The 20,449-nt window shown below is 68.5% G+C and carries 21 protein-coding genes and 4 tRNA genes; 6 read left to right on the top strand and 19 right to left on the bottom strand.

Translation table 11 applies throughout. The features are described 5' to 3' along the window. Window positions 1-40: 40 nt before the first annotated feature. From secF to pdxS, 9 genes are read right to left on the bottom strand one after another with little or no spacing between them, the layout of a single operon-like run. Window positions 41-1,033, bottom strand: coding sequence for a protein translocase subunit SecF (gene secF, locus RZO50_RS12855; protein ID WP_322600130.1), 993 nt, complete (start codon window positions 1,031-1,033; stop codon window positions 41-43). Continuing rightward, window positions 1,033-2,760 carry a protein translocase subunit SecD gene (gene secD / locus RZO50_RS12850; RefSeq protein WP_322600129.1) on the bottom strand — a complete coding sequence of 576 codons (1,728 nt, stop codon included), beginning with the start codon at window positions 2,758-2,760 and terminating at the stop codon, window positions 1,033-1,035. The genes secF and secD overlap by 1 nt, the downstream gene beginning before the upstream one ends. Before the next feature lie 37 nt (window positions 2,761-2,797). Next, complete coding sequence (locus tag RZO50_RS12845) at window positions 2,798-3,298, bottom strand: preprotein translocase subunit YajC (protein ID WP_322600128.1); 501 nt, start codon at window positions 3,296-3,298, stop codon at window positions 2,798-2,800. A gap of 30 nt (window positions 3,299-3,328) precedes the next feature. Then, window positions 3,329-4,369: a Holliday junction branch migration DNA helicase RuvB gene (gene ruvB, locus RZO50_RS12840; protein ID WP_322600127.1), complete on the bottom strand. Its 1,041-nt coding sequence runs from the start codon at window positions 4,367-4,369 to the stop codon at window positions 3,329-3,331. Beyond that, window positions 4,362-4,988: a Holliday junction branch migration protein RuvA gene (gene ruvA / locus RZO50_RS12835; protein ID WP_322600126.1), complete on the bottom strand. Its 627-nt coding sequence runs from the start codon at window positions 4,986-4,988 to the stop codon at window positions 4,362-4,364. The genes ruvB and ruvA overlap by 8 nt, the downstream gene beginning before the upstream one ends. 46 nt (window positions 4,989-5,034) lie before the next feature. Further along, window positions 5,035-5,592 carry a crossover junction endodeoxyribonuclease RuvC gene (gene ruvC / locus RZO50_RS12830; protein WP_322600125.1) on the bottom strand — a complete coding sequence of 186 codons (558 nt, stop codon included), beginning with the start codon at window positions 5,590-5,592 and terminating at the stop codon, window positions 5,035-5,037. Between the two features lie 51 nt (window positions 5,593-5,643). After that, a complete protein-coding gene (locus RZO50_RS12825) occupies window positions 5,644-6,408 on the bottom strand; it encodes a YebC/PmpR family DNA-binding transcriptional regulator (RefSeq protein WP_322600124.1) in 765 nt (254 codons plus the stop codon). 10 nt (window positions 6,409-6,418) lie between these two features. Further along, complete coding sequence (gene pdxT / locus RZO50_RS12820) at window positions 6,419-7,048, bottom strand: pyridoxal 5'-phosphate synthase glutaminase subunit PdxT (protein WP_322600123.1); 630 nt, start codon at window positions 7,046-7,048, stop codon at window positions 6,419-6,421. Beyond that, complete coding sequence (gene pdxS, locus RZO50_RS12815) at window positions 7,038-7,928, bottom strand: pyridoxal 5'-phosphate synthase lyase subunit PdxS (protein WP_322600122.1); 891 nt, start codon at window positions 7,926-7,928, stop codon at window positions 7,038-7,040. Before pdxS ends, pdxT begins: the two co-directional genes overlap by 11 nt. Before the next feature lie 111 nt (window positions 7,929-8,039). On the opposite strand from pdxS, the gene RZO50_RS12810 reads away from it, so the two are divergent. Both RZO50_RS12810 and pdxY read left to right on the top strand, forming a co-directional pair. Further along, complete coding sequence (locus tag RZO50_RS12810; protein ID WP_322600121.1) at window positions 8,040-9,377, top strand: aminotransferase class I/II-fold pyridoxal phosphate-dependent enzyme; 1,338 nt, start codon at window positions 8,040-8,042, stop codon at window positions 9,375-9,377. Between the two features lie 8 nt (window positions 9,378-9,385). Continuing rightward, window positions 9,386-10,237 (top strand): pyridoxal kinase PdxY, encoded by an 852-nt coding sequence (gene pdxY, locus RZO50_RS12805; RefSeq protein ID WP_322600120.1) that lies wholly within the window; start codon window positions 9,386-9,388, stop codon window positions 10,235-10,237. A 31-nt stretch (window positions 10,238-10,268) separates the two neighbouring features. Here pdxY and RZO50_RS12800 read toward each other — a convergent pair whose 3' ends face one another. The 5 genes from RZO50_RS12800 to RZO50_RS12780 form a co-directional block, all read right to left on the bottom strand. Continuing rightward, window positions 10,269-10,805, bottom strand: a complete 537-nt coding sequence (locus tag RZO50_RS12800; RefSeq protein ID WP_322600119.1) for an HIT family protein — start codon at window positions 10,803-10,805, stop codon at window positions 10,269-10,271. Further along, the gene (thrS, locus tag RZO50_RS12795; RefSeq protein WP_416211612.1) at window positions 10,802-12,739 is read right to left on the bottom strand and encodes a threonine--tRNA ligase; all 1,938 of its coding nucleotides are present in this window, start codon (window positions 12,737-12,739) and stop codon (window positions 10,802-10,804) included. Before thrS ends, RZO50_RS12800 begins: the two co-directional genes overlap by 4 nt. Before the next feature lie 181 nt (window positions 12,740-12,920). Further along, a tRNA-Val gene (locus RZO50_RS12790) sits at window positions 12,921-12,995 on the bottom strand. 27 nt (window positions 12,996-13,022) lie between these two features. Further along, a tRNA-Cys gene (locus RZO50_RS12785) sits at window positions 13,023-13,093 on the bottom strand. Window positions 13,094-13,147: 54 nt separating this feature from the next. Beyond that, window positions 13,148-13,220 (bottom strand) — tRNA-Gly (locus RZO50_RS12780). Between the two features lie 167 nt (window positions 13,221-13,387). On the opposite strand from RZO50_RS12780, the gene RZO50_RS12775 reads away from it, so the two are divergent. Beyond that, a tRNA-Val gene (locus RZO50_RS12775) sits at window positions 13,388-13,463 on the top strand. Between the two features lie 45 nt (window positions 13,464-13,508). Here RZO50_RS12775 and RZO50_RS12770 read toward each other — a convergent pair. The 4 genes from RZO50_RS12770 to zapE form a co-directional block, all read right to left on the bottom strand. Further along, the gene (locus tag RZO50_RS12770; RefSeq protein ID WP_322600117.1) at window positions 13,509-13,778 is read right to left on the bottom strand and encodes a hypothetical protein; all 270 of its coding nucleotides are present in this window, start codon (window positions 13,776-13,778) and stop codon (window positions 13,509-13,511) included. A gap of 188 nt (window positions 13,779-13,966) precedes the next feature. Further along, window positions 13,967-14,485, bottom strand: coding sequence for a type II toxin-antitoxin system PemK/MazF family toxin (locus RZO50_RS12765; protein WP_322600116.1), 519 nt, complete (start codon window positions 14,483-14,485; stop codon window positions 13,967-13,969). Window positions 14,486-14,582: 97 nt separating this feature from the next. Continuing rightward, window positions 14,583-15,797, bottom strand: coding sequence for an ammonium transporter (locus RZO50_RS12760; protein ID WP_322600115.1), 1,215 nt, complete (start codon window positions 15,795-15,797; stop codon window positions 14,583-14,585). Window positions 15,798-16,013: 216 nt separating this feature from the next. After that, window positions 16,014-17,042 (bottom strand): cell division protein ZapE, encoded by a 1,029-nt coding sequence (gene zapE / locus RZO50_RS12755; protein WP_322600114.1) that lies wholly within the window; start codon window positions 17,040-17,042, stop codon window positions 16,014-16,016. Between the two features lie 116 nt (window positions 17,043-17,158). Here zapE and RZO50_RS12750 point away from each other — a divergent pair, with 116 nt between their 5' ends. The 3 genes from RZO50_RS12750 to RZO50_RS12740 are packed head-to-tail and all read left to right on the top strand — an operon-like array spanning window position 17,159 to window position 19,246. After that, window positions 17,159-18,061 carry a sulfurtransferase gene (locus RZO50_RS12750; protein ID WP_322600113.1) on the top strand — a complete coding sequence of 301 codons (903 nt, stop codon included), beginning with the start codon at window positions 17,159-17,161 and terminating at the stop codon, window positions 18,059-18,061. Further along, complete coding sequence (locus RZO50_RS12745; protein WP_322600112.1) at window positions 18,058-18,507, top strand: SufE family protein; 450 nt, start codon at window positions 18,058-18,060, stop codon at window positions 18,505-18,507. The genes RZO50_RS12750 and RZO50_RS12745 overlap by 4 nt, the downstream gene beginning before the upstream one ends. Continuing rightward, on the top strand, window positions 18,497-19,246 hold the full coding sequence (locus RZO50_RS12740; protein ID WP_322600111.1) for a dihydrofolate reductase family protein: 750 nt from the start codon (window positions 18,497-18,499) through the stop codon (window positions 19,244-19,246). Before RZO50_RS12745 ends, RZO50_RS12740 begins: the two co-directional genes overlap by 11 nt. Here RZO50_RS12740 and RZO50_RS12735 read toward each other — a convergent pair. Next, complete coding sequence (locus RZO50_RS12735) at window positions 19,194-20,408, bottom strand: alpha/beta hydrolase family protein (RefSeq protein WP_322600110.1); 1,215 nt, start codon at window positions 20,406-20,408, stop codon at window positions 19,194-19,196. The genes RZO50_RS12740 and RZO50_RS12735 overlap by 53 nt on opposite strands. Between the last annotated feature and the right edge of the window lie 41 nt (window positions 20,409-20,449).

Genomic DNA, 20,449 nt, shown 5'->3' with positions numbered 1-20,449 from the left:
CCCGCGACGGGTCCCCTCATCCTACGCCCGGGGTCGGCCCTCACGCGCCGGCCGGTGAGCCCGCGAGTACGCGGGCCTCGCGCACCTTCTCGTCGCGGGCCTTCATACCCGGCTCGTTCTCCCGGAACAGCGAGTACAGCGGCGCCGCGACGAAGAGCGTCGAGTAGGCCGCGACGATGATGCCGACGAAGATCGACAGCGAGATATCGCTGAGGGTCTCCGCCCCGAGCCACGGGCCGATGAACAGGATCGCGCCGACGGGCAGGATCGCGACGACGGTGGTGTTGATCGAACGGACCAGCGTCTGGTTGACGGCGAGGTTCACGGATTCCCCGAAGGTGCGGCCCGAGATCTCGCCGTCTTCGCTGGTGTTCTCCCGGATCTTGTCGAAGACGACGGTGGTGTCGTACAGCGAATAGGCGAGGATCGTGAGGAACCCGATGACCGCCGCGGGCGAGATCTCGAAGCCCGCGAGGGCGTAGATGCCGACCGTGATCACCAGCACGTCGACCAGCCCCAGGATCGCGGCCGCCGACATCTTCCAGGTGCGGAAGTAGAGCGCGAGGATCAGGAACGTGAGGGCGAGGAAGATCGCGAGCCCCCACAGGGATTGACGGGTCACGTCCTGTCCCCAGCTCGGGCCGATGAACGAGGTCGTCACCTCCGCCTCGGGCACGTCGTAGGCGGTGGCCAGTGCCGTGGCGACGTCACGGGTCTCGGCATCGGTCATCTGGTCGGTCTGGACCCGCACGGCGCTGTCGCCGACCGTGGTCACCTTCACCGTCGCGTCCGGAACGACCTCCTGGACGGCGTCGGCAGCGAGCGACTGATCGGGCGAGGACAGACTGGAGACGGTGAACTGCGACCCGCCGGTGAACTCGATCGAGAACTGGATCGGACGGAACAGCGGCACCAGCGCCGACCCGATCACGAGGACGGCCGCGATGATGAACCACAGGCGACGGCGGCCGACGAACGGGAAAGACGTCTTGCCGGTGTACAGGTCGTTTCCGAGCTGGCTCATGGAGCGCATCAGTCGTCCCCCTCCTTCGAGGTCGTGGCCGGGGTCGCATCTGCTGCGGCAAGCTCGGCCCGCTTGCGCTCGGCGATGGTCTGACGCTTCTCGGCTTCGTGCCGTGAGCGTCCTGCCCGCTTGGCCGCGCCGCCACGACCGCCCTGCGCGACGGGGGCCCGGAACTGCGCGCGGCCCCGGTAGACCGCCCCCAGTGCTGCGGGATCCATGCCCGAGAGCGGGTGGCCCGATCCGAAGAAACGCGTTCGCGCCAAGAGCTGCATGACCGGGTGGGTGAACAGGATGAAGATGAGGATGTCGATGGCCGTGGTCAGGCCGAGAGTGAAGGCGAAGCCCTTCACCGTCGCGTCGGCGAGGATGTACAGCACCACCGCGGCGAGGATGTTGATCGACTTGGAGATGTAGATCGTCCTCTTGGCGCGCGACCATCCGTCTTCGACGGCCGTCGTGATCGACTTGCCGTCACGCAGTTCGTCGCGGATGCGTTCGAAGTAGACGATGAACGAGTCCGCGGTGAACCCGATCGCGACGATGAGGCCGGCGACGCCGGCCAGCGAGAGCCGGAACCCCATCCGCCAGGCGAGGATCGCGAGCATGATGTACGTCAGCACCGCCATGACGGCCAACGACGCGATGATCACGAAACCGAGCGTGCGATACACCAGCAAGGAGTAGACGGCCACGAGGGCGAGGCCGATCAGTCCCGCGATCAGACCCGCCTGGAGCTGCTGAGTGCCGAGGGTGGCCGAGATCGTGTCGGAGCTGACAACCTCGAAACTGAGGGGAAGCGCGCCGTACTTGAGCTGATCCGCCAGCACCTGCGCCGTCTCCTGGGTGAAGTCGCCCGTGATGCTGGGGTTGCCACCGAGAATGACGGAATTCATCTGCGGGGCCGTCAAGACGTAGCCGTCCAGAACGAAGGCGAACTGGTCCAGCGGTGAGGTCGCGCCGAACAGGCGCTGGCTGATCTCGCCGAAGACGCGGGTGCCCTCGTCGTCGAATTCGAGGTTCACCGCCCACCGGTTGGTCGTCTGCTCCAGGCCGGAGCTGGCATCGTCGATCGATGAACCGTCCAGTTCCACCGGGCCGAGGATGTACTTGACCGTGTTGTCGGCGTCGCAGGTGATCAGCGGCTGGTCCGCCGGAGCTGCGGCCGGGTCGTTCGCGGGGTCGTCGCAGTCGTAGGCGAGGAACTCGGCCTGGAGCGCGGGCGTGATCCAGTTGGTGTCGCTGCCGTCGGTCGGCTCGATGCTCGGGGTCGCCTCGAGCGTCGGGTCCGGGGTCGGGTACGGTGTCGCGTTGCCGTCCTCGCCGATGTAGGTGTTCGGCGCCGCCCCGGCGAACAGCACGGCCCGCAGCTGCAGCTGAGCCGAAGCCTCGATGCGCTCCCGCGTCTGCTCGTCCGCCTCGCCGGGAATCTGGACGACGATGTTCTTGCCGCCCTCGGTGGTCACGTCAGCTTCGCCGACGCCTGACGCATCCACGCGCTGACGGATGATGGTGACCGCCTGCTGCATCTGCTCGTCGGACGGCTCCACGCCGTCCGCCGTCTGCGCCTCGAGAATGATCTGGGTGCCACCCTGCAGGTCCAGCGCAAGCTCAGGAGTCCACGAGCTCTCCTTGAACACGTAGACGCCGAGGGCATTGATGCCAAACAGGACGCCGGTGATGACCAGCAGTCCGATCAGTGCACGCCAGGCGTGCCGGACGGGGGTGGGTGTCGCCACGGAGGATCAGCTTTCTTCGGAGCGGGCCGGCGCCTGCTCAGGCGTCGGGCTTGCTCTTGTCGTCGTTCTCGCGGGCCTCGGTCTCGCGGGCCTCGCGTGCATCGTCGCTCAGCGACGAGATCTCACCGTCGGCGACTCCGGCGGCGTACTCCTCCTGGCTGACTTCGGCCTCGAGGAACTCGTCCTCGGTCACGACGCCCTCCGCGGGGTTGACCACACGGAGGATGGCCTGGCTGTGCACCTTGATCTCCACACCGGGGGCGATGGCGACCACGGCGGGCTGGTCGAGGTTCTCGCCGTCGAACTCGATGATCGTCCCGTACAGGCCTCCCTGCAGCAGCACCTCGGCACCGGGGATCGTCTGACGGGCCTTCTCCTCCTGCTCGAGCTTCTGCTTCTGCATCCGGCGGCGCGAGCTCCAGAACATGAAGACCAGGAGCAGGATCAGAAGGATGATCAGGCCGTAGTTGGAGAAGAAGAGCGCGAAGTCCATGGGCGAGGCGATGCCTTTCGTCGCGCGCGCGGACGCGCGGTTCATCGGGGTGGGGTCGGCCGGAGCCTCCAGAGATTATAGGTCATCGAATCCCAGTGCCACCTCGGCGTGCGGTACGCCGAGGTGTGCGTACGCCTCCGGGGTCGCGATGCGGCCGCGGGGGGTTCGTCCCAGGAAGCCGATGCGAACCAGATAGGGCTCGACCACCGATTCGATCGTCTCCGATTCCTCGCCGACCGTGACCGCGAGGGTGTTCAATCCCACGGGACCGCCTCGGAACCGCCGCACGACGGCGTCCAGCACCGCCCGGTCCAGTCGATCGAGCCCGATCGCATCGACGTCGTAGAGGTCGAGTGCGGCACCGACGTCCGCCACAGATGCGTCGGCGGAGCGGCCATGCACGACGAGGAAGTCTCGGACGCGTCGCAACAGACGATTCGCGATGCGCGGCGTCCCCCGGGAGCGTCGGGCGATCTCGGCGCGGGCCGTCGGCGGCAGGTCCACCTCGAGCGTGCGCGCCGACCGCGCGACGACTGCCTCGAGTTCGTCGTCGTCGTAGAACTCCAGGTGCGCGGTGAACCCGAACCGGTCGCGCAGCGGATTGGGCAGCAGGCCCGACCGCGTGGTCGCGCCCACCAGAGTGAACGGGGCGAGGTCGAGCGGGATGCTCGTCGCACCCGCCCCTTTCCCGACCATGATGTCGATGCGGAAATCCTCCATCGCCAGGTACAGCATCTCTTCCGCGGAACGCGCCATTCGATGGATCTCATCGATGAAGAGCACATCCCCGGGGACGAGGCTCGACAACAGCGCGGCGAGGTCGCCGGCATGCTGGATCGCCGGGCCGTTCGACAGTCGGAGCGTACGGCCGCTCTCCTGGGCGACGATCATCGCCAGGGTGGTCTTCCCGAGACCGGGTGGGCCGGCGAGGAGGATGTGGTCAGCCGGCCGATTCTGCATCCGGGCGGCATCCAGGAGCAGCTGCAGCTGACCGCGGACCTTCTGCTGCCCGATGAACTCGCCCAGGGAGGTCGGGCGCAGCGCTCCCTCGATGGCGAGTTCCGACTCGTCGGCGAGATGCGCGTCGACGGGGTTCTCACCGATCGGATCAGCCATTCACGTGCTCCTTGCGTGACGGTCCGAGCTGGGCCAGGGCGGCGCGAAGCAACCCGCCGACGGTGGCGCGGTCGGCGGTGGCGGTATCGGCCGCGACAGCCGAGGTGGTCTCGGCGGCCAGGCGCTCCGGCCATCCGAGGCCGATCAGAGCCTCGACCACCTGTGACGGCACGTCGGCGGCTCCGCCGGCCGTGCCCGCGGCGCCCTGCGCGGGCCGAGACGGTGCGAGCTTTCCCGCCAGCTGGACGACGATGAGTTTCGCCGTCTTGGGCCCGATGCCCGAGACCTTCCGGAAGGGAGCGTCGTCGTCGGCGGTGACGGCATCCGCGATCTGCGGCACCGTGAGGGTCGCCAGCACCCCGAGTGCGGACTTCGGCCCGACACCGGTGACACCCAGGAGCTGACTGAAGACGGTCAGCTCCTCCCGCTCCATGAAGCCGAACAGCGCCAGCGCATCTTCGCGCACGATGAGGGAGGTGTGAAGGTGCAGCTCATCGCCGAGGTGAGCGGCGCGCACCACCTGCGGGGTGACGGCGACGGCGAATCCGACCCCGCCCACGTCGACGACGACGCTGTCGGGTTCGGTGTGCAGCACGCGTCCGCGCAAGGAGGAGATCATGCCACCACCCTAGGCGCCCGCTTCGGAGGTATGTTCGAGCGACACGCTAGCGGCGAGTCGAGCGTTCCGCCTGCGCCCATGCGCGCTGCGCGGGTGTGAGGGGCGAGGCATCGGCCGCGGCGGCGGAAGTCCCCCGCCACGCGTGACACAACGCGAGTGCCAGCGCGTCGGCCGCATCCGCCGGACGCGGGAGGTCGTCCAGCCGCAGGACCCGCGCCACCATCGTCTGCACCTGCCGCTTGTCCGCCGATCCATAGCCGGTGATCGCGGCCTTGACCTCGCTCGGGGTGTGGGTCGCCGCGGGAAGCCCGCTCTCGGCCGCCAGGAGCAGCGCGACCCCGCTGGCCTGAGCAGTGCCCATGACCGTGCTGCGGTTCTGCTGCGCGAAGACGCGCTCCACAGCCACGACGCCGGGATCGTGTGCGGCGATGACCTCACGGATCCCCTGCGCGATCGCGGCCAGACGGACCTGAATGGGTGCATCGGATGCCGAGCGCACGACGCCGACGTGCACGAGCGAGGCCGAGCGATCGGGCCGGACATCGACGACCCCGATGCCGCACCGGGTCAGGCCGGGGTCGATACCGAGCACACGGAGGGTCACGCGTTCACGCTATGCGTCGACGCGCGCCCGACGCACCAGGCGCGCCCGCGCTCACTCGTCCTCGTCCTCCGCCAGTTCGGCCTGCACGTCGGGCGTGATGTCGACGTTGCTGAAGACGTTCTGAACGTCATCGCTGTCCTCGAGGGCGTCGATGAGTCGGAAGATCTTGCGGGCGGTGTCGGCGTCGACCTCCACCTTCAGGTTCGGTACGAACTCGACGTCGGCGGACTCGTAGTCGATTCCGGCTTCCTGCAGAGCGGTCCGGACGGCCACGACCTCCGAGGCTTCGGTGAGGATCTCGAAGCCCTTCTCGTGCGGCTCCACCTCTTCGGCGCCCGCGTCGAGGACGGCGAGCATCACGTCGTCTTCGGTCGTCCCCTCGTCCGACACGACGATGACGCCCTTGCGGGTGAAGTTGTACGCCACACTGCCGGGGTCTGCCAGAGTGCCGTTGTTCCGAGTCAGCGCGGTGCGCACCTCTGCAGCCGCACGGTTCTTATTGTCCGTGAGGCATTCCACCATCAGGGCCACGCCGTTGGGCCCGTAGGCCTCGTACATGATCGTCTGGTACTCGACGGCCTCGCCGCCGATCCCGGCGCCGCGCTTGATCGCACGGTCGATGTTGTCATTGGGCACCGACGTCTTCTTCGCCTTCTGCACGGCGTCGTACAGCGTCGGATTGCCTGCGAGGTCGGCGCCGCCGATCTTGGCGGCGACCTCGATGTTCTTGATGAGCTTGGCGAACGACTTCGCGCGTCGGGCGTCGATGACGGCCTTCTTGTGCTTGGTCGTCGCCCACTTGGAGTGACCGGACATACCCGCCATTCTATCGAGGCGCGACGGGCCGCGACCGCCGGGTCCGTCCGGCCGTGGCCATCATCGCGAGGAACAGCTCGTGGAAGCGTCTCTCACCCGTGACCTCCGGGTGGAACGCCGTTCCGAGGACCGCGCCCTGACGCACCGCGACGACTCCGCCGTCAGCAAGGGTCGCGAGCACCTCCACGCCGGGCCCGGATCGAACCACGAGCGGCGCGCGGATGAAGGACGCGTCGACGGGCCGTTCGCCGAGGATCGGCACCGACAACGCCGTCTCGAACGATTCGACCTGGCCACCGAAGGCATTGCGGCGCACGGTGACATCCAGGCCACCGAAGGTCTGCTGACCGACGATTCCGCCTTCGATCCGGTCGGCGAGCAGGATCAGTCCCGCGCAGGTTCCATAGACCGGCAGACCCGATCGGATCGCGGCGCGAATCGGGTCGGCGACCCCGAACGACCGGGCCAGCTTGTCGATGACGCTCGATTCCCCACCGGGCAGGACGAGGCCGTCGACCTCTTCGAGATCCTCCGCGCGGCGGACGCGCACCGCATCGGCACCGAGGCTCTGGAGGACCCGCAGGTGCTCCCGGACGTCGCCCTGCAGGGCGAGGACGCCGACTCGGAGGCTACCAGCCACGCTCAGCGAGGCGGTGGGGAGCGGGGAGATCGGCGACGTTGATCCCGACCATGGCGTCGCCCAGTCCGCGCGACACGTCGGCGATGACCTTCGCGTCGTCGTAGAACGTCGTCGCTTTGACGATCGCAGCGGCACGCTCGGCCGGATTGCCGGATTTGAAGATCCCCGAGCCCACGAAGACCCCGTCTGCCCCCATCTGCATCATCATCGCCGCATCGGCGGGCGTGGCGACACCGCCCGCGACGAAGAGCACGACGGGAAGGGATCCGGTCTCGGCGACCTCGGCCACGAGCTCGTACGGCGCCTGCAACTCCTTCGCGGCGACATACAGTTCGTCGCGGCTCATCGAGCGCAGGGCGTTGATCTCACCGGTGATCTTCCGGATGTGCTTCGTCGCCTCGGACACGTCGCCCGTGCCCGCCTCGCCCTTGGACCGGATCATCGCGGCACCCTCGTTGATACGGCGCAGCGCCTCCCCCAGGTTGGTCGCCCCGCACACGAACGGGACGGTGAAGCCCCATTTGTCGATGTGGTTGACGTAGTCCGCCGGGGACAGCACCTCGGATTCGTCGATGTAGTCCACGCCCAGCTGCTGCAGGACCTGCGCCTCGACGAAGTGCCCGATCCGCGCCTTGGCCATCACCGGGATCGACACCGACGCGATGATGTCGTCGATGAGGTCCGGATCGCTCATGCGGGCAACCCCGCCCTGGGCGCGGATGTCTGCGGGGACGCGCTCGAGGGCCATGACCGCCACCGCGCCGGCGTCTTCGGCGATCTTGGCCTGGTCCGCCGTGACGACGTCCATGATCACACCGCCCTTGAGCATCTCGGCGAGGCCGCGCTTGACGCGGTCGGATCCGGTGGCGTTGGTGGTCACGGGTGTCCTTTCGGAGGTCGCTCGGGCGACACAGACATGAACAGGTTTTGATCTAGGCCAAACGATATCATCGACACCGCGGCTGAAGCAGCACTGCGAGAGGATCAGGTCATGCACCGACACATCCAGGGGACGACCGCCGCGGAGATCGCCGCGAGCGTCCGATCCGGCATCGACCGGGGCGAGTTGCAACCCGGCGATGCCCTGCCTCCGGTCCGCGTGCTGGCGCTCGACCTGGGCGTGAACCGGAACACGGCCGTGGCCGCCTACCGTCAGCTCGCGGCCTCCGGACTCGTGGTCTCTCGTGGGCGCAGCGGCACGCGGATCGCCGCACCCACGGCCGTGGCTCAGGAAGGTTACGCCCACGACAGCGCCTTGCATGACCTCGGCACCGGCAACCCCGACCCTCGACTGATCCCGGACCTCTCCCCCGCTCTCGCCCGCGCCGGTGGTCACCCCGTGCTCTACGGCGAGCCGATGATCGACCCGGGTCTGGAGCACTGGGCCACCGCGTGGATGGCGGACGCGACGAACGCGGCACGGGCGCGCCTGACCGTCACGAGCGGGGCGGCGGACGCCGTCGAGCGGCTGCTCGCGCAAGCCCTCGCACGAGAGGACGCGATGGGCCTCGAGGATCCGTGCTTCCTCACGAGCAAGCACACCGTCCAGGTCGGTGGCTACCGCGCCGTGCCGATCGCCTGCGATGACGAGGGGATGACGGTCGCCGGGCTTCGCGACGCCCTGGCCGCCGGCGTGAGAGCCGTGGTGTGCACACCCCGGGCTCAGAACCCCTCCGGCGCGAGCGTCTCCGCCCGGCGCGCCCATGCCTTGCGCTCCGTCCTGGCCGCGCATCCGTACGTCCTCGTCATCGAGGACGACCACTACTCGCTTCTGTCCACGCGACCCTTCCACTCCGTCGTGCCGTCGGGCCACCGACGCTGGGCTCTCGTGCGATCGGTGTCGAAGTTCCTCGGCCCCGACATGTGTCTGGCCGTCGTCTCCTCCGACGCCGACACCGCGTCCGGGTTGGCCAGGCGCCTCACCCCCGGGACCACGTGGGTGAGTCATCTCCTGCAACGACTCGTCCATGCCCTTCTCTCGGATTCCGACGTACTGGCGGGGATCGACGACGCCGCGGCACACTATGCCGCCCGCAACCTGGCCTTCGTCCGTCTCCTCCACGAGCAGGGCGTCTCCGCGAACGTTCCGGACGGCCTGAACGCCTGGGTGGATGTCGGCGGGTCCGCGCGCGAGGCGGTGGGGCTGCTGATGCGGCGCGGTTGGCTCGCTCGAGGCGGCGATGAATTCACCCTCGCGGACGGTGGGGGGCCATCACGGTGGTTGCGACTGACGGTGCACGATCTGACCGACGAGGCGATGGAGCGCCTCGCACGCGACGTCGCCGCGGCTGCGCACGGAGCGCGGCGGGCGCACCTCGGAGTGGCATGATCGGACGGGTGAAGATCCTCTCCATCCAGTCCGCGGTCGCGTACGGCCACGTCGGCAACTCCGCCGCCGTCTTCCCGCTCCAGCGCATCGGCGTGGAAGTGCTGCCGGTCTACACGGTGAACTTCTCCAACCACACCGGCTACGGCGCGTGGCGTGGTCCCCTCATCAGCCCGGACGACGTCCGAGACGTGCTGCGCGGGATCGAGGAGCGCGGCGCGTTCCCCGACATCGATGTCGTCCTGTCCGGCTACCAGGGGGGTGAGGGGATCGCCGAGGTCATCCTCGACACCGTCGCGCGCGTGAAGGCGGCCAATCCGGCTGCGGTCTATGCGTGCGACCCCGTGATGGGCAATGCCAAGAGCGGATGCTTCGTCGCCCCGGCCATCCCGACGCTGCTGCGCGAGCGCGTCGTTCCGGCCGCCGACATCATCACCCCCAACCAGTTCGAGCTCGGATACCTCACCGCGACCGAGCCCGACGACGTGGCCTCGACCCTGGACGCGGCCGACGCGGCGCGCGCGATGGGCCCGCACACGGTGCTCGTGACCAGTGTCGAGCGGCCCGACCGGCCGGAGGGGACGATCGAGATGCTGGCCGTCACCGACGACGGCGCGTGGATCGTGCAGACACCGCGCATCCCGATGAAGGCGAACGGGTCCGGCGATGTGACCGCTGCTTTGTTCACGGCCCACCTGCGTCGAACGGGTGATGCCGCCGACGCGCTCGCACGGACGACCTCGAGCGTGTTCGCGCTGCTGTCGATGACCCACGAGTCCGGGGGACGCGAGCTGCAACTGGTCGAAGCGCAAGAGCACTACGCCTCCCCCCAGATGCAGTTCGACGTTCAGCGCCTCCGCTGACGCGATTCGGGGCCCCGCGTCGGACGGCCGCTCAGGGCCACGCGGCGCTGAGCGCCTCGCGCACATCGCCGAGCAACTGCGGCAACGCCTTGGTGCGTCCGATGATCGGGAAGAAATTGGAGTCGGCCCGCCAGCGCGGCACGATGTGCTGGTGGAGGTGTTCGTCGACGCCTGCGCCTGCGACCGCGCCTTGGTTCATCCCCAGGTTGAAGCCGTCGCATCGGCTGACCTCCCGGAGGACGCGCATGCCGATCTGCGTGAGCTCGCCGATCTCGGCGACCTCCTCGGCCGTGGCCTGGTCGTACGTGGCGACGTGACGATACGGGCACACCAGCAGGTGGCCCGAGTTGTACGGGAAGAGGTTCAGCAGGGCGTAGGCGGTGCGTCCTCGCGCGACGATCAGGCCGTCGACGTCGGACTTCGTGGGCGCCGCGCAGAACGGGCAATCGTCCCGAAGGACCTGGGGTCCGGCCTGGATGTAGGCCATCCGGTGAGGGGTCCACAAGCGCTGGAAGGCATCCGGAACGCCGGCGAACGAGGTGTCGCCGGTTGCCTCGGTTCCGCTCACGCGAGGTCCTCGGCGGTGTCCACCAGCACCTTCCCACGGATCGCGGCCAGGATGCGCTCGACCGCCGCATCGACGGGGACCGCGTTGTCCTGGCTGCCATCGCGGAACCGGAAAGACACCGCCCCCGCTTCGCGGTCCTGTTCGCCGGCGATCAGCTGGAGGGGGACTTTCTGCGCGGTGTGCGTGCGGATCTTCTTCTGCATGCGGTCGTCGGACCGGTCCAGCTCGGCGCGCACCCCGGCCGCCCGCAGCCGGTCGACGACGCTTTGGAGGTGGTCCGCATACTCCTCTGCCACCGGGATGCCGACGACCTGCACCGGCGCGAGCCACACCGGGAAAGCGCCGGCGTAATGCTCGAGGAGGATCGCGAAGAACCGCTCGATCGAGCCGAACAGCGCACGGTGGATCATGATCGGGCGGTGCTTCTCGCCGTCGGGTCCGGTGTATTCGAGCTCGAAACGCTCAGGCTGGTTGAAGTCGAGCTGGATCGTGGACATCTGCCACGTGCGACCGATCGCGTCACGCGCCTGGACCGAGATCTTCGGGCCGTAGAACGCGGCGCCGCCCGGATCGGGCACGAGCTCGAGCCCCGAGCCTTCCGCCACGCGGCGCAGGGTCTCGGTCGCAGACTCCCACAGGGTGTCGTCGCCGATGAACTTCGGGTTCCCCGGCTCCTTCGTGGAGAGTTCGAGATAGAAGTCGTTCAGCCCGTAGTCGCGCAGCGTCTCCAGGACGAATCGCAGACTGTGGACGAGCTCGTCCTCGACCTGATCCTCGGTGACGTAGATGTGGGTGTCGTCCTGGGTCATGCCGCGCACGCGCGTGAGTCCGGCCAGCGTGCCGCTCTTCTCGTAGCGGTAGACGCTCCCGAATTCGCTCAGTCGCAGCGGAAGCTCGCGGTAGCTGCGCCCGCGCGAGCGAAAGATCAGGTTGTGGAACGGGCAGTTCATGGGCTTCAGGTAGTAGTCCTGCCCCTGGCGGGTGACGTTGCCCTCGTCGTCCACGACCTCGTCGAGCTGCATGGGCGGGTACATGCCCTCCGCGTACCACTGCAGATGACCGCTGGTCATGAACAGGTCGCCCTTGGTGATGTGGGGCGTGTTGACGACCTCGTACCCGTTGGCGAGAAGTCGCTCACGCATGTACCGCTCGATCTCGTATCGGATGATCCCACCCTTGGGGTGGAACACCGACAGGCCCGGCCCGATCTCTTCCGGGAAGGAGAACAGGTCCAGCTCTCTGCCCAGCTTGCGGTGGTCACGCTTGGCCGCTTCCTCCAGCCGAGCCTGGTAGGCGCGCAGCTCGTCTTTCGTCGGCCAGGCCGTTCCGTAGATGCGCTGCAGCTGCGGATTCTTCTCGCTGCCGCGCCAGTATGCTCCGGCGACCCGCTGCAGGGCCCATCCGTTGCCGATCATGCGGGTGTTGGGCATGTGAGGCCCGCGGCAGAGGTCTTTCCAGACGGTCTCGCCGTCGCGGTCGACGTTGTCGTAGATGGTCAGCTCGCCCGCGCCCACCTCGACGCCTGCGCCCTCGGCGGCTTCGCCTCCGCCGGCCGCGGCGCCCTTCAGATCGATCAACTCGAGTTTGAACGGCTCATCGACCAGTTCCACGCGGGCTTCGGCGTCACTGACCACGCGCCGCGTGAAGCGCTGACCTTCGCGGACGATGCGCTGCATCTCTTTCGTGATGGCCTTCAGATCGTCCGGGGTGAAGGCCTCCGCCACGCCGAAGTCGTAGTAGAAGCCGTCGGTGATGGGCGGGCCGATCCCGAGATCGGCCTGGGGGCGGATCCGCTGCACGGCCTGAGCCAGCACATGTGCGGTCGAATGGCGCAGGATGTCCAACCCGTCGGGGCTGGATATCTCGACGGGTTCGACGACGTCGGAATCCTCGACGGCGGTGGCGAGGTCTACCAGCTCGCCGTTGACGCGCATGGCGACGATGGAACGGTCGGGGAACAGCGCGAAGCCGTCGGCGGGGTAGGACACGTCCGACGGAGGGGCAACGTCAGTCACAGGGAAACTCTCCAGAGGGTGGCTCGGATCAAGGCTACCGCCCGCACCGGATCGATCCGTCCAGATACGCGGAAACCCCCGGAACTCCGGGGGTTTCAGGTGGTGCGCGATACTGGGATCGAACCAGTGACCTCTTCCGTGTCAGGGAAGCGCGCTACCGCTGCGCCAATCGCGCCTGTGAAGGCTGTTCAGTTGTCATGCGAGGTGGCGACGGGATTCGAACCCGTGTAAACGGCTTTGCAGGCCGGTGCCTAGCCGCTCGGCCACGCCACCGCGTGTGGTTCGACCCACGTGTCGTGATCGCTGAAAAAACGATCCCCGCACTCGAGCGGATGACGAGACTCGAACTCGCGACCCTCACCTTGGCAAGGTGATGCGCTACCAACTGCGCTACATCCGCATTTCGTTCCCGGCTTCTCCCGGGCACTTGAAAGACTCTAACCCATTCCCTGGCACGCGCAAAACCACTCTCCCCCCGCGCGTGTCTCGGGCGGTGGTTCGAACCATGCCACGCGATCAGGTAGCATCGATATCCGGCCCGCAGGGTCGGCGGCTCTCCGGAGCCGAGGGCGATTGGCGCAGCTGGTAGCGCGCTTCCTTCACACGGAAGAGGTCGTGGGTTCAAGTCCCGCATCGCCCACCACGCATCCGGTATGGCCTCGACCTCAGGGCGGGGCCATACCGGATTTCACGCCGGCACGAGACCTGCTGCCAGCACTTCCCGCACGTCTTCTGCGACATGGTCGGCATAGTCGGTGACCGTGGAGAACGGGCCCGCGAGTTGCGCCTCGAGCGCGACATACTCTGCGATGCGTCGCGCGGTGCCTTCGCACACGCCCGCGTGGGCGACCAGCTCGGGCACGAGAGCGTCGACCACCGCGACCATCCGCGCCTTCGGACCGGCGATCCGAAGCGGTCGCAGAGCCGTGCGGACGATCACTGCATAGTCGGTGTGCATATGCTTCCTCCTTCCGGCCTCCACGGCGAGCGTGGGACGGAGACCGTGCGACCCTGCACGATCTTCTGACACACCCCTCACCCCAGGATCACGGCGTGTGCCAGCAGAACCATTCTAGCGGCCGAGGCCGGCGCGGGCTCGGGAATCGCCGATCACGCGCGCAATCGCGACCGTCGCGGCTCGCTCGGTCATCGGCCGACCGGCCAGCCGTACCGACGGTGGAGGACGTCTGCGACCCGCACGAAGCGATCGAGCTCGAGAACGGCGGCTTCGCGGCGCATGCCGGTCCGATGAACCACGTACACCTGGTCGACATCGACCCAGGAGGGCCGTCCTTTGGCGTCCCACGGACCGCTTCCCAGGGCGAGGTGGTCGCGGTCGCCGTCGCGGGGACGGCTGGTGAGTTTCACCGCGTAGACATGATCCGCGTCGCGTCGGCCGATCACCAGGACAGGGCGATCCTTCCCGCGGCCGTCCTTCTCCTCGTAGGGGACCCATGTCCAGACGATCTCCCCCGCGTCCGGCTCGCCGTCTCGGTCCGGCGCATAGGTGATGCGCAGGTCGGCCGCCCGGGGAGGGCGGATCTCGACGGTGGCCGTGCCGCCGGTGCGCCCGGGTTCCGGTGTGCGCGAGACGACGCCAGAGCGAGGGCGGACGAGACGGCCGACGAGGCCGGCGACAGAGGAGAGCAGATCGCGGCCGTTCACTCCGCCAGCCTAGCCCGTGAGATCCGCGGCACACGCGAAGGGGCGCCGTGGCCTGAACCACGACGCCCCTTTCCAAGCAGAGCGAGCTGCGAGGGTGTCACACCATCGCGTAGCCCTCTTCGCCGTGCACCGTGCTGTCGACGCCGGCGAGCTCGTCCTCGTTCTTGATGCGGAAGCCGATCGTCTTGTCGATCGCGAAGCCCAGGATGAAGGCGATCACGAAGGAGTAGATCAGCACGCCGACGGCCGCCACGACCTGGAGGATCAGCTGCTCGAAGCCGCCACCGAGGAAGAGACCGGTCTCCGTGGCGAAGAAGCCGAGGTAGACGGTACCGATGAGGCCACCGACCAGGTGGACGCCGACCACGTCGAGCGAGTCGTCGTAGCCGAGCTTCCACTTCAGCTCGATCGCCAGGGCGCACACCGCACCGGTGACGACACCGAGGAGCAGGGCCCAACCCGGGGTCAGGTTGGCGCAGGCGGGCGTGATGGCGACCAGACCCGAAACGGCGCCGGAGGCAGCGCCCACCGAGGTGGCCTTGCCGTCCTTGAGCTTCTCGACGATGAGCCATCCGATGATGGCCGCAGCAGTCGCGCCCAGCGTGTTGATGACGATGAGGCCGACGACGGTGTCCTCGGTGCCCAGCGCGCCCAGACCCTCAGCGCCGGCGTTGAAGCCGAACCAGCCGAACCAGAGGATCGACGCACCCAGCACCACGAGCGGCACGCTGTGGGGCTTGTTGATGCCCTTCTGGAAGCCGATGCGCTTTCCGAGCACGAGGGCGAGGGCCAACGCTGCGGCACCGGCGTTGATGTGGACCGCGGTACCACCGGCGTAGTCGATGACCTCCGTCGAGAAGCCGAAGCTGGTGCCGAGGTTGTAGACCCAGCCGCCGCCCCAGACCCACGCGGCGACGGGGAAGTAGACGACCGTGGCCCAGATCCCGGCGAAGAGCATCCACGCGCCGAACTTGGCACGGTCCGCGATCGCTCCGGAGATCAGCGCGACGGTGATGATGCCGAAGGTCGCGCCGAACAGCGCACCGACCAGGTCATCGCTCGACGCCGACGCCAGACCGAAGTCCGAGAAGGGGTTTCCTGCGAAGGCCCAGGTGCTGTCGACGCCGCTCATGTTGAACCCGTACAGGATCCACAGAACGCCGACCAGAGCCATCGCACCGAAGCTCATCATCATCATGCTGACGACGCTCTTCGCCTTGACGAGGCCTCCGTAGAAGAACGCAACGCCAGGCGTCATAAAGAGCACGAGTGCCGAAGCTGTGATCAGCCAGGCGAGATTTCCGCTGTCCATGAAGTTCCTCATCCATGTGTCTGTTACTCGAGTGCCCACAGACGCCGCAGTTCGGGTGGCAGCGATCGGTGGGACGAGCCCCAGTCTCGCGAGTGGGAGTTTCGGGCGGCGTGCGTCCGGTGTTTCGCGTGTGTTACGTCAACCGCGCGCAGGTAAACATCAGGTTTCACGACGACGGGAACAAGCCGTGAGAAGACTCCGACCTCTGGCGCTGGCTCAGGCCAACGTGGAGGCGACGAGGCGGGATATCGCGCGCAGGTACTTCTTGCGGTACCCACCCGCGAGCATCTCGTCCGGGAACACGGCGTCGAGCGCGACGCCCGTGGCACGGATCGGGATCTGAGCGTCGTACACGCGGTCCACGAATGCGACGAAGCGCAGCGCGGCCGACTGGTCGTCGAAGGCGCCCACGTCGCGCAATCCCACCACCGACAGCCCCTCGATCAGCCGGATGTAGCGCGACGGGTGCACCTGGGCGAGGTGGGCCACCAACTCGTGGAAATCGTCGTCTGAGACCGCGCCGGCCGCGGACGCGGCGGCCATGTTCTCCGCGTACTCCTCCGCGCTGAGGACCGCAGCGTGTCCGTCCACGGCGCGCTGGCGATAATCGGTTCCATCGATCCGGAGCGTGTCGAAGCTCTCCGCCATCGCATGAATCTCGCGGAGGAAATCCTGCGCGGCGAAGCGGCCCTCGCCGAGCGCGTTCGGCGGGGTGTTGGACGTCGCGGCCAGTCGCGTCCCCGAAGCCACCAGCTCGCCGAGAAGTCGGGTCATCACCATGGTGTCGCCGGGATCATCGAGCTCGAATTCGTCGATGCACAAGAGGTCGGCCCCGCGGAAGAGATCCACCGTGTTCTTGTACCCGAGCGCACCGACGAGGGCCGTGTATTCGATGAACGATCCGAAGTACTTCCGGCGCGCAGGCATGGCGTGGTGGATAGCCGCCAGCAGATGCGTCTTGCCGACGCCGAAGCCGCCGTCCAGGTACACACCCGGCTTCATCTGCGGGGACTTCTTCGCGCGGCGGAACAGCCCCGTGCGCGGCGGTGCCGCAGAGCCCCCGGCGAAGGCGATCAGCCTCTCCTTCGCCTCACGCTGCGAGGGGTAGTCGTCGTCGGCGCGGTAGGAGTCGAAGCTCGCCGTGCGGAACTGCGGCGGCGGCACCAGAGCGGCGACCATCTCCTCACCGCTGAGCTGGGGGCGGCGGTCGACGAGGTGGACGAGTCCGGAGCGGGTCGCGGTCATGTCGTCCTTCATCACGGGGCGGTCTGGGTGCGCTCCCCCGCCGCGCGAAATAGGCTCGGGGGGATGCGGATCCACACTACGCGCTCCGCGTCGCGCCCCCGACCGAGGAGATCCCCGTGCCCGCCCCATCAGACCCGTCCGAGAAGTTCGCCGCCTACGCCGCCCCCGAGCGGCTCGTGAGCACCGGGTGGCTCGCCGAACACCTCGATGAACCGGGACTCGTGGTCGTCGAGTCCGACGAGGACGTCCTGCTCTACGAGACCGGCCACATCCCGGGCGCCGTGAAGATCGACTGGCACACCGAGTTGAACGACCCGGTGGTGCGGGACTACGTCGACGGACACGGGTTCGCCGCCCTCATGCGCCGAAAGGGGATCTCCCGCGACGACACCGTCGTCATCTACGGCGACAAGAGCAATTGGTGGGCCGCGTACGCACTGTGGGTCTTCTCGCTGTTCGGCCACGCGGACGTGCGCCTCCTCGACGGCGGACGGGACCTGTGGATCGCCGAGGGGCGGGAACTCACCACGGAACCTTCCGCACGCCCGGTCGGCGACTATCCCGTGCTCGAGCGCCGCGAGTCCTCACTGCGCGCCTACCGGGACGACGTCCTCGCCCACCTCGGTGCCCCCCTCATCGACGTCCGCTCCCCCGAGGAGTACGACGGCAGCCGCACCTCGGCCCCCGCCTACCCGGAAGAGGGGGCCCTTCGCGCGGGGCACATCCCGACGGCGCACAACGTGCCGTGGTCCCGTGCCGCCGCCGCGGACGGGACCTTCCGCACACGGGCCGAGCTCGAGCAGATCTACCGCACGGAGCTGGGTCTGTCCGCGGACGATCCGATCATCGCGTACTGCCGGATCGGGGAACGCTCCAGTCACACCTGGTTCGTCCTGGCCCACCTCCTCGGCTTCTCCGACGTGCGCAACTACGACGGCTCGTGGACCGAGTGGGGCAGCTTGGTACGGGTGCCCATCGCGGTCGGCTCCGCGCCCGGTGAGGTCCCGGTGCGGCGATGACCGACGACGCTCTGCCCCCGCCGCTCGCAGACATCCGCCAGGACTTCCTCGGCCTTCCCGAGCCCGATCGCCTGCAGCTGCTGCTGGAGTTCTCCCACGGCTTGCCGGAGATGCCGGCACGCGTGGCGGAGCACCCGGAGCTCCAGGAGCGCGTCGCCGAGTGCCAGTCGCCCGTGTTCATCGTCGTCGAGGTCGACGCGGATGACGTCGTCACGATGCATGCGACCGCCCCGCCGGAGTCGCCGACCACGCGCGGATTCGCCGCCATCCTGGTCGAGGGCCTGACCGGACTGCACGCCGACGCCGTCCTCGGCGTCCCAGACGACTTCCCCCGGTCGATCGGACTCACACGCGCCGTCTCGCCGCTGCGCATCGCGGGAATGGCCGGGATGCTGGGTCGGGTCAAGCGACAGGTCCGGGACAGAAGGGGCCGCCGTGCCCCGTGAGTCCGGCGCGGCGCTCGTCACCGAGGTGCTTCCGCCGTCCCTCGCGCGGATCGACGCGACCGACCCCGACGCGGCATCGTGGCTCGGGCGCCGCTATCGCCCCCGCGGCGACGCCCACGTCCGCCTCAACATGGTGACCACCGTCACCGGATCGATCGCGGGCGAGGACGGCACCAGCGATACGGTCACCTCGCCCACTGACCGCCTCGTCCTGCGGGCGATCCGCGCCGCGGCCGACGTCGTGGTCGTGGGCGCCGGCACCGCACGCGCCGAGCGCTACGTGTTGCCCGCGCGCGCACGCCTGGCGATCGTCACCTCCAGCGGGGATCTGGCCGGGGTCCGGTTGACGCGCGAAGGGCGGCCGCCCGCGCTGGTCCTCTCGTCCGCCGGGGATGCCGCCCGCGTACGTGCGCGGCTGGGCTCTGCGCCGGTGGAACACATCGTCGTACCGGGCACGGGCCCGGCTCGCCCCGCCGACATCGTCGCCGCGCTGGCGGCACTCCGACTGCGGCGCGTCGTCTGCGAAGGCGGACCCACCCTCGCCACCCGGTTCCTGGAATCGGGGGCGCTGGACGAGGTGTGTGTGACGGTCGCGCCCACCCTCTCCCCCGCGGGCACCGCCTTCGTCTCCCCGACGCATCCGCACGCGACAGAGGTCGCGGGCATGCTGGTGGACGACCGCGGCTTCAGCTATCTGCGGCTGAAGGTGCGAGGCGCAGCCGTGTCAGCCACGCGGTGATCGCCGACGTCCAGCGGTCCTGGTCGTAGTTCCACAGCTTGGTGTGCCGCGCGACATCGAAGACCTCCAGCTCGACCAGGTCGGGACGAGCCATGACCAAGCCGTGCGACGCATCCGAGGGGACGAAACCGTCGTCGTCGCTGTGCAGGATGAGGATCGGGTGGCGAAGCTCGCCGGCCCGCGAGACCACGTCGAGGCGGTCGAACGGAATCGGCGTGCCCGCGCGAGTGAAGGCGGTGCCCCAATCGGAGCCGAGCGTGTCGATCGCCAACCGGGTCACCGGCCCGGGAAGATGCATCAGGCTCGCCTGGTAGTCCAGGACGACCCGCCAGTCGATCACGGGCGACTCGAGGATGAGTCCGGCGATGAGGTCGCGATGGGCCGAGTTCAAGGCGAGCTGCAGGGCGATGGCCCCTCCCATCGACCAGCCCATCACGATGACCCGCTCGGCTCCCCGGCGGCGGGCGAAACCGATCGCGGCGTCGACGTCGCGCCATTCGGTCGCGCCGAGCGCGTACGTGCCCGTCCTGCTTCGGGGTGCCTCGCCGTCGTTGCGGTAGGAGACGACCAGAGACGTGATCCCGAGCGCGTGGAAGACCGGCACGGCACGGAGGGCCTCGGCGCGGGTGGTGCCCCGCCCATGGACCTGGATGACCCACGTCGCCCCGTCGCCCGCCGCGAACTGCCACGCCGGACAGGGGCCGACGGCGGAACCGATCAGTTCGGGTGTCCACGGAAGATGCAGTTCGTCAGGTCGGCTGAAGTACCAGCCGCTGAAAGCCGCGTCCGGGGCGAGCTCGGCGTCCGGACCCACGTGGGTGAGGAGCTTGCGCGTGACCGTCTCGTCGTCCGAGGCCAGCACGGTCCCGACCTTGACATAGCTCTCGGTGCCGGATGTGAACAGCCCGTATCGACCCGGGAGTGCGGTGTCCGCGGTGCGCGCGAGGGTCACCGTCTGCGCTTGCGTGTCGAGGTCGAGCAATCGCGTGTCGGGCAGACGTCGCGCAGGCGTGATGACCTGTCGGGCCACCCGGAGCGAAACGAGCGACAGGGAGGTCATCACCAGCGCGAGCGCGGCACCGAGGGCGGTGATCGCGAACCGGATGACGGTGACGAGGGCGGGAGTGGCGCCGTTCTGCGCGGCGCGCCTGGAGGCGTGCATCGAGGCCTCACTCTAGTCTGTCTGCGTGGCTTCCACTCCTC

Source organism: Microbacterium xanthum (assembly GCF_034531355.1).
In the GTDB taxonomy this organism is placed as follows: Bacteria; Actinomycetota; Actinomycetes; order Actinomycetales; family Microbacteriaceae; genus Microbacterium; species Microbacterium xanthum.
This window is presented reverse-complemented; position numbering and strand designations above follow the sequence as displayed.

Excerpts from the sequence above, each read along its gene's own strand:
- secF (WP_322600130.1), bottom strand. The coding sequence starts at position 1,033 with ATGCGCTCCATGAGCCAGCTCGGAAACGACCTGTACACCGGCAAGACG.
- RZO50_RS12845 (WP_322600128.1), bottom strand. The coding sequence starts at position 3,298 with ATGAACCGCGCGTCCGCGCGCGCGACGAAAGGCATCGCCTCGCCCATG.
- ruvB (WP_322600127.1), bottom strand. The coding sequence starts at position 4,369 with ATGGCTGATCCGATCGGTGAGAACCCCGTCGACGCGCATCTCGCCGAC.
- ruvA (WP_322600126.1), bottom strand. The coding sequence starts at position 4,988 with ATGATCTCCTCCTTGCGCGGACGCGTGCTGCACACCGAACCCGACAGC.
- RZO50_RS12825 (WP_322600124.1), bottom strand. The coding sequence starts at position 6,408 with ATGTCCGGTCACTCCAAGTGGGCGACGACCAAGCACAAGAAGGCCGTC.
- RZO50_RS12810 (WP_322600121.1), top strand. The coding sequence starts at position 8,040 with ATGCACCGACACATCCAGGGGACGACCGCCGCGGAGATCGCCGCGAGC.
- thrS (WP_416211612.1), bottom strand. The coding sequence starts at position 12,739 with ATGCGCGTCAACGGCGAGCTGGTAGACCTCGCCACCGCCGTCGAGGAT.
- RZO50_RS12770 (WP_322600117.1), bottom strand. The coding sequence starts at position 13,778 with ATGCACACCGACTATGCAGTGATCGTCCGCACGGCTCTGCGACCGCTT.
- RZO50_RS12760 (WP_322600115.1), bottom strand. The coding sequence starts at position 15,797 with ATGGACAGCGGAAATCTCGCCTGGCTGATCACAGCTTCGGCACTCGTG.
- zapE (WP_322600114.1), bottom strand. The coding sequence starts at position 17,042 with ATGACCGCGACCCGCTCCGGACTCGTCCACCTCGTCGACCGCCGCCCC.
- RZO50_RS12745 (WP_322600112.1), top strand. The coding sequence starts at position 18,058 with ATGACCGACGACGCTCTGCCCCCGCCGCTCGCAGACATCCGCCAGGAC.
- RZO50_RS12735 (WP_322600110.1), bottom strand. The coding sequence starts at position 20,408 with ATGCACGCCTCCAGGCGCGCCGCGCAGAACGGCGCCACTCCCGCCCTC.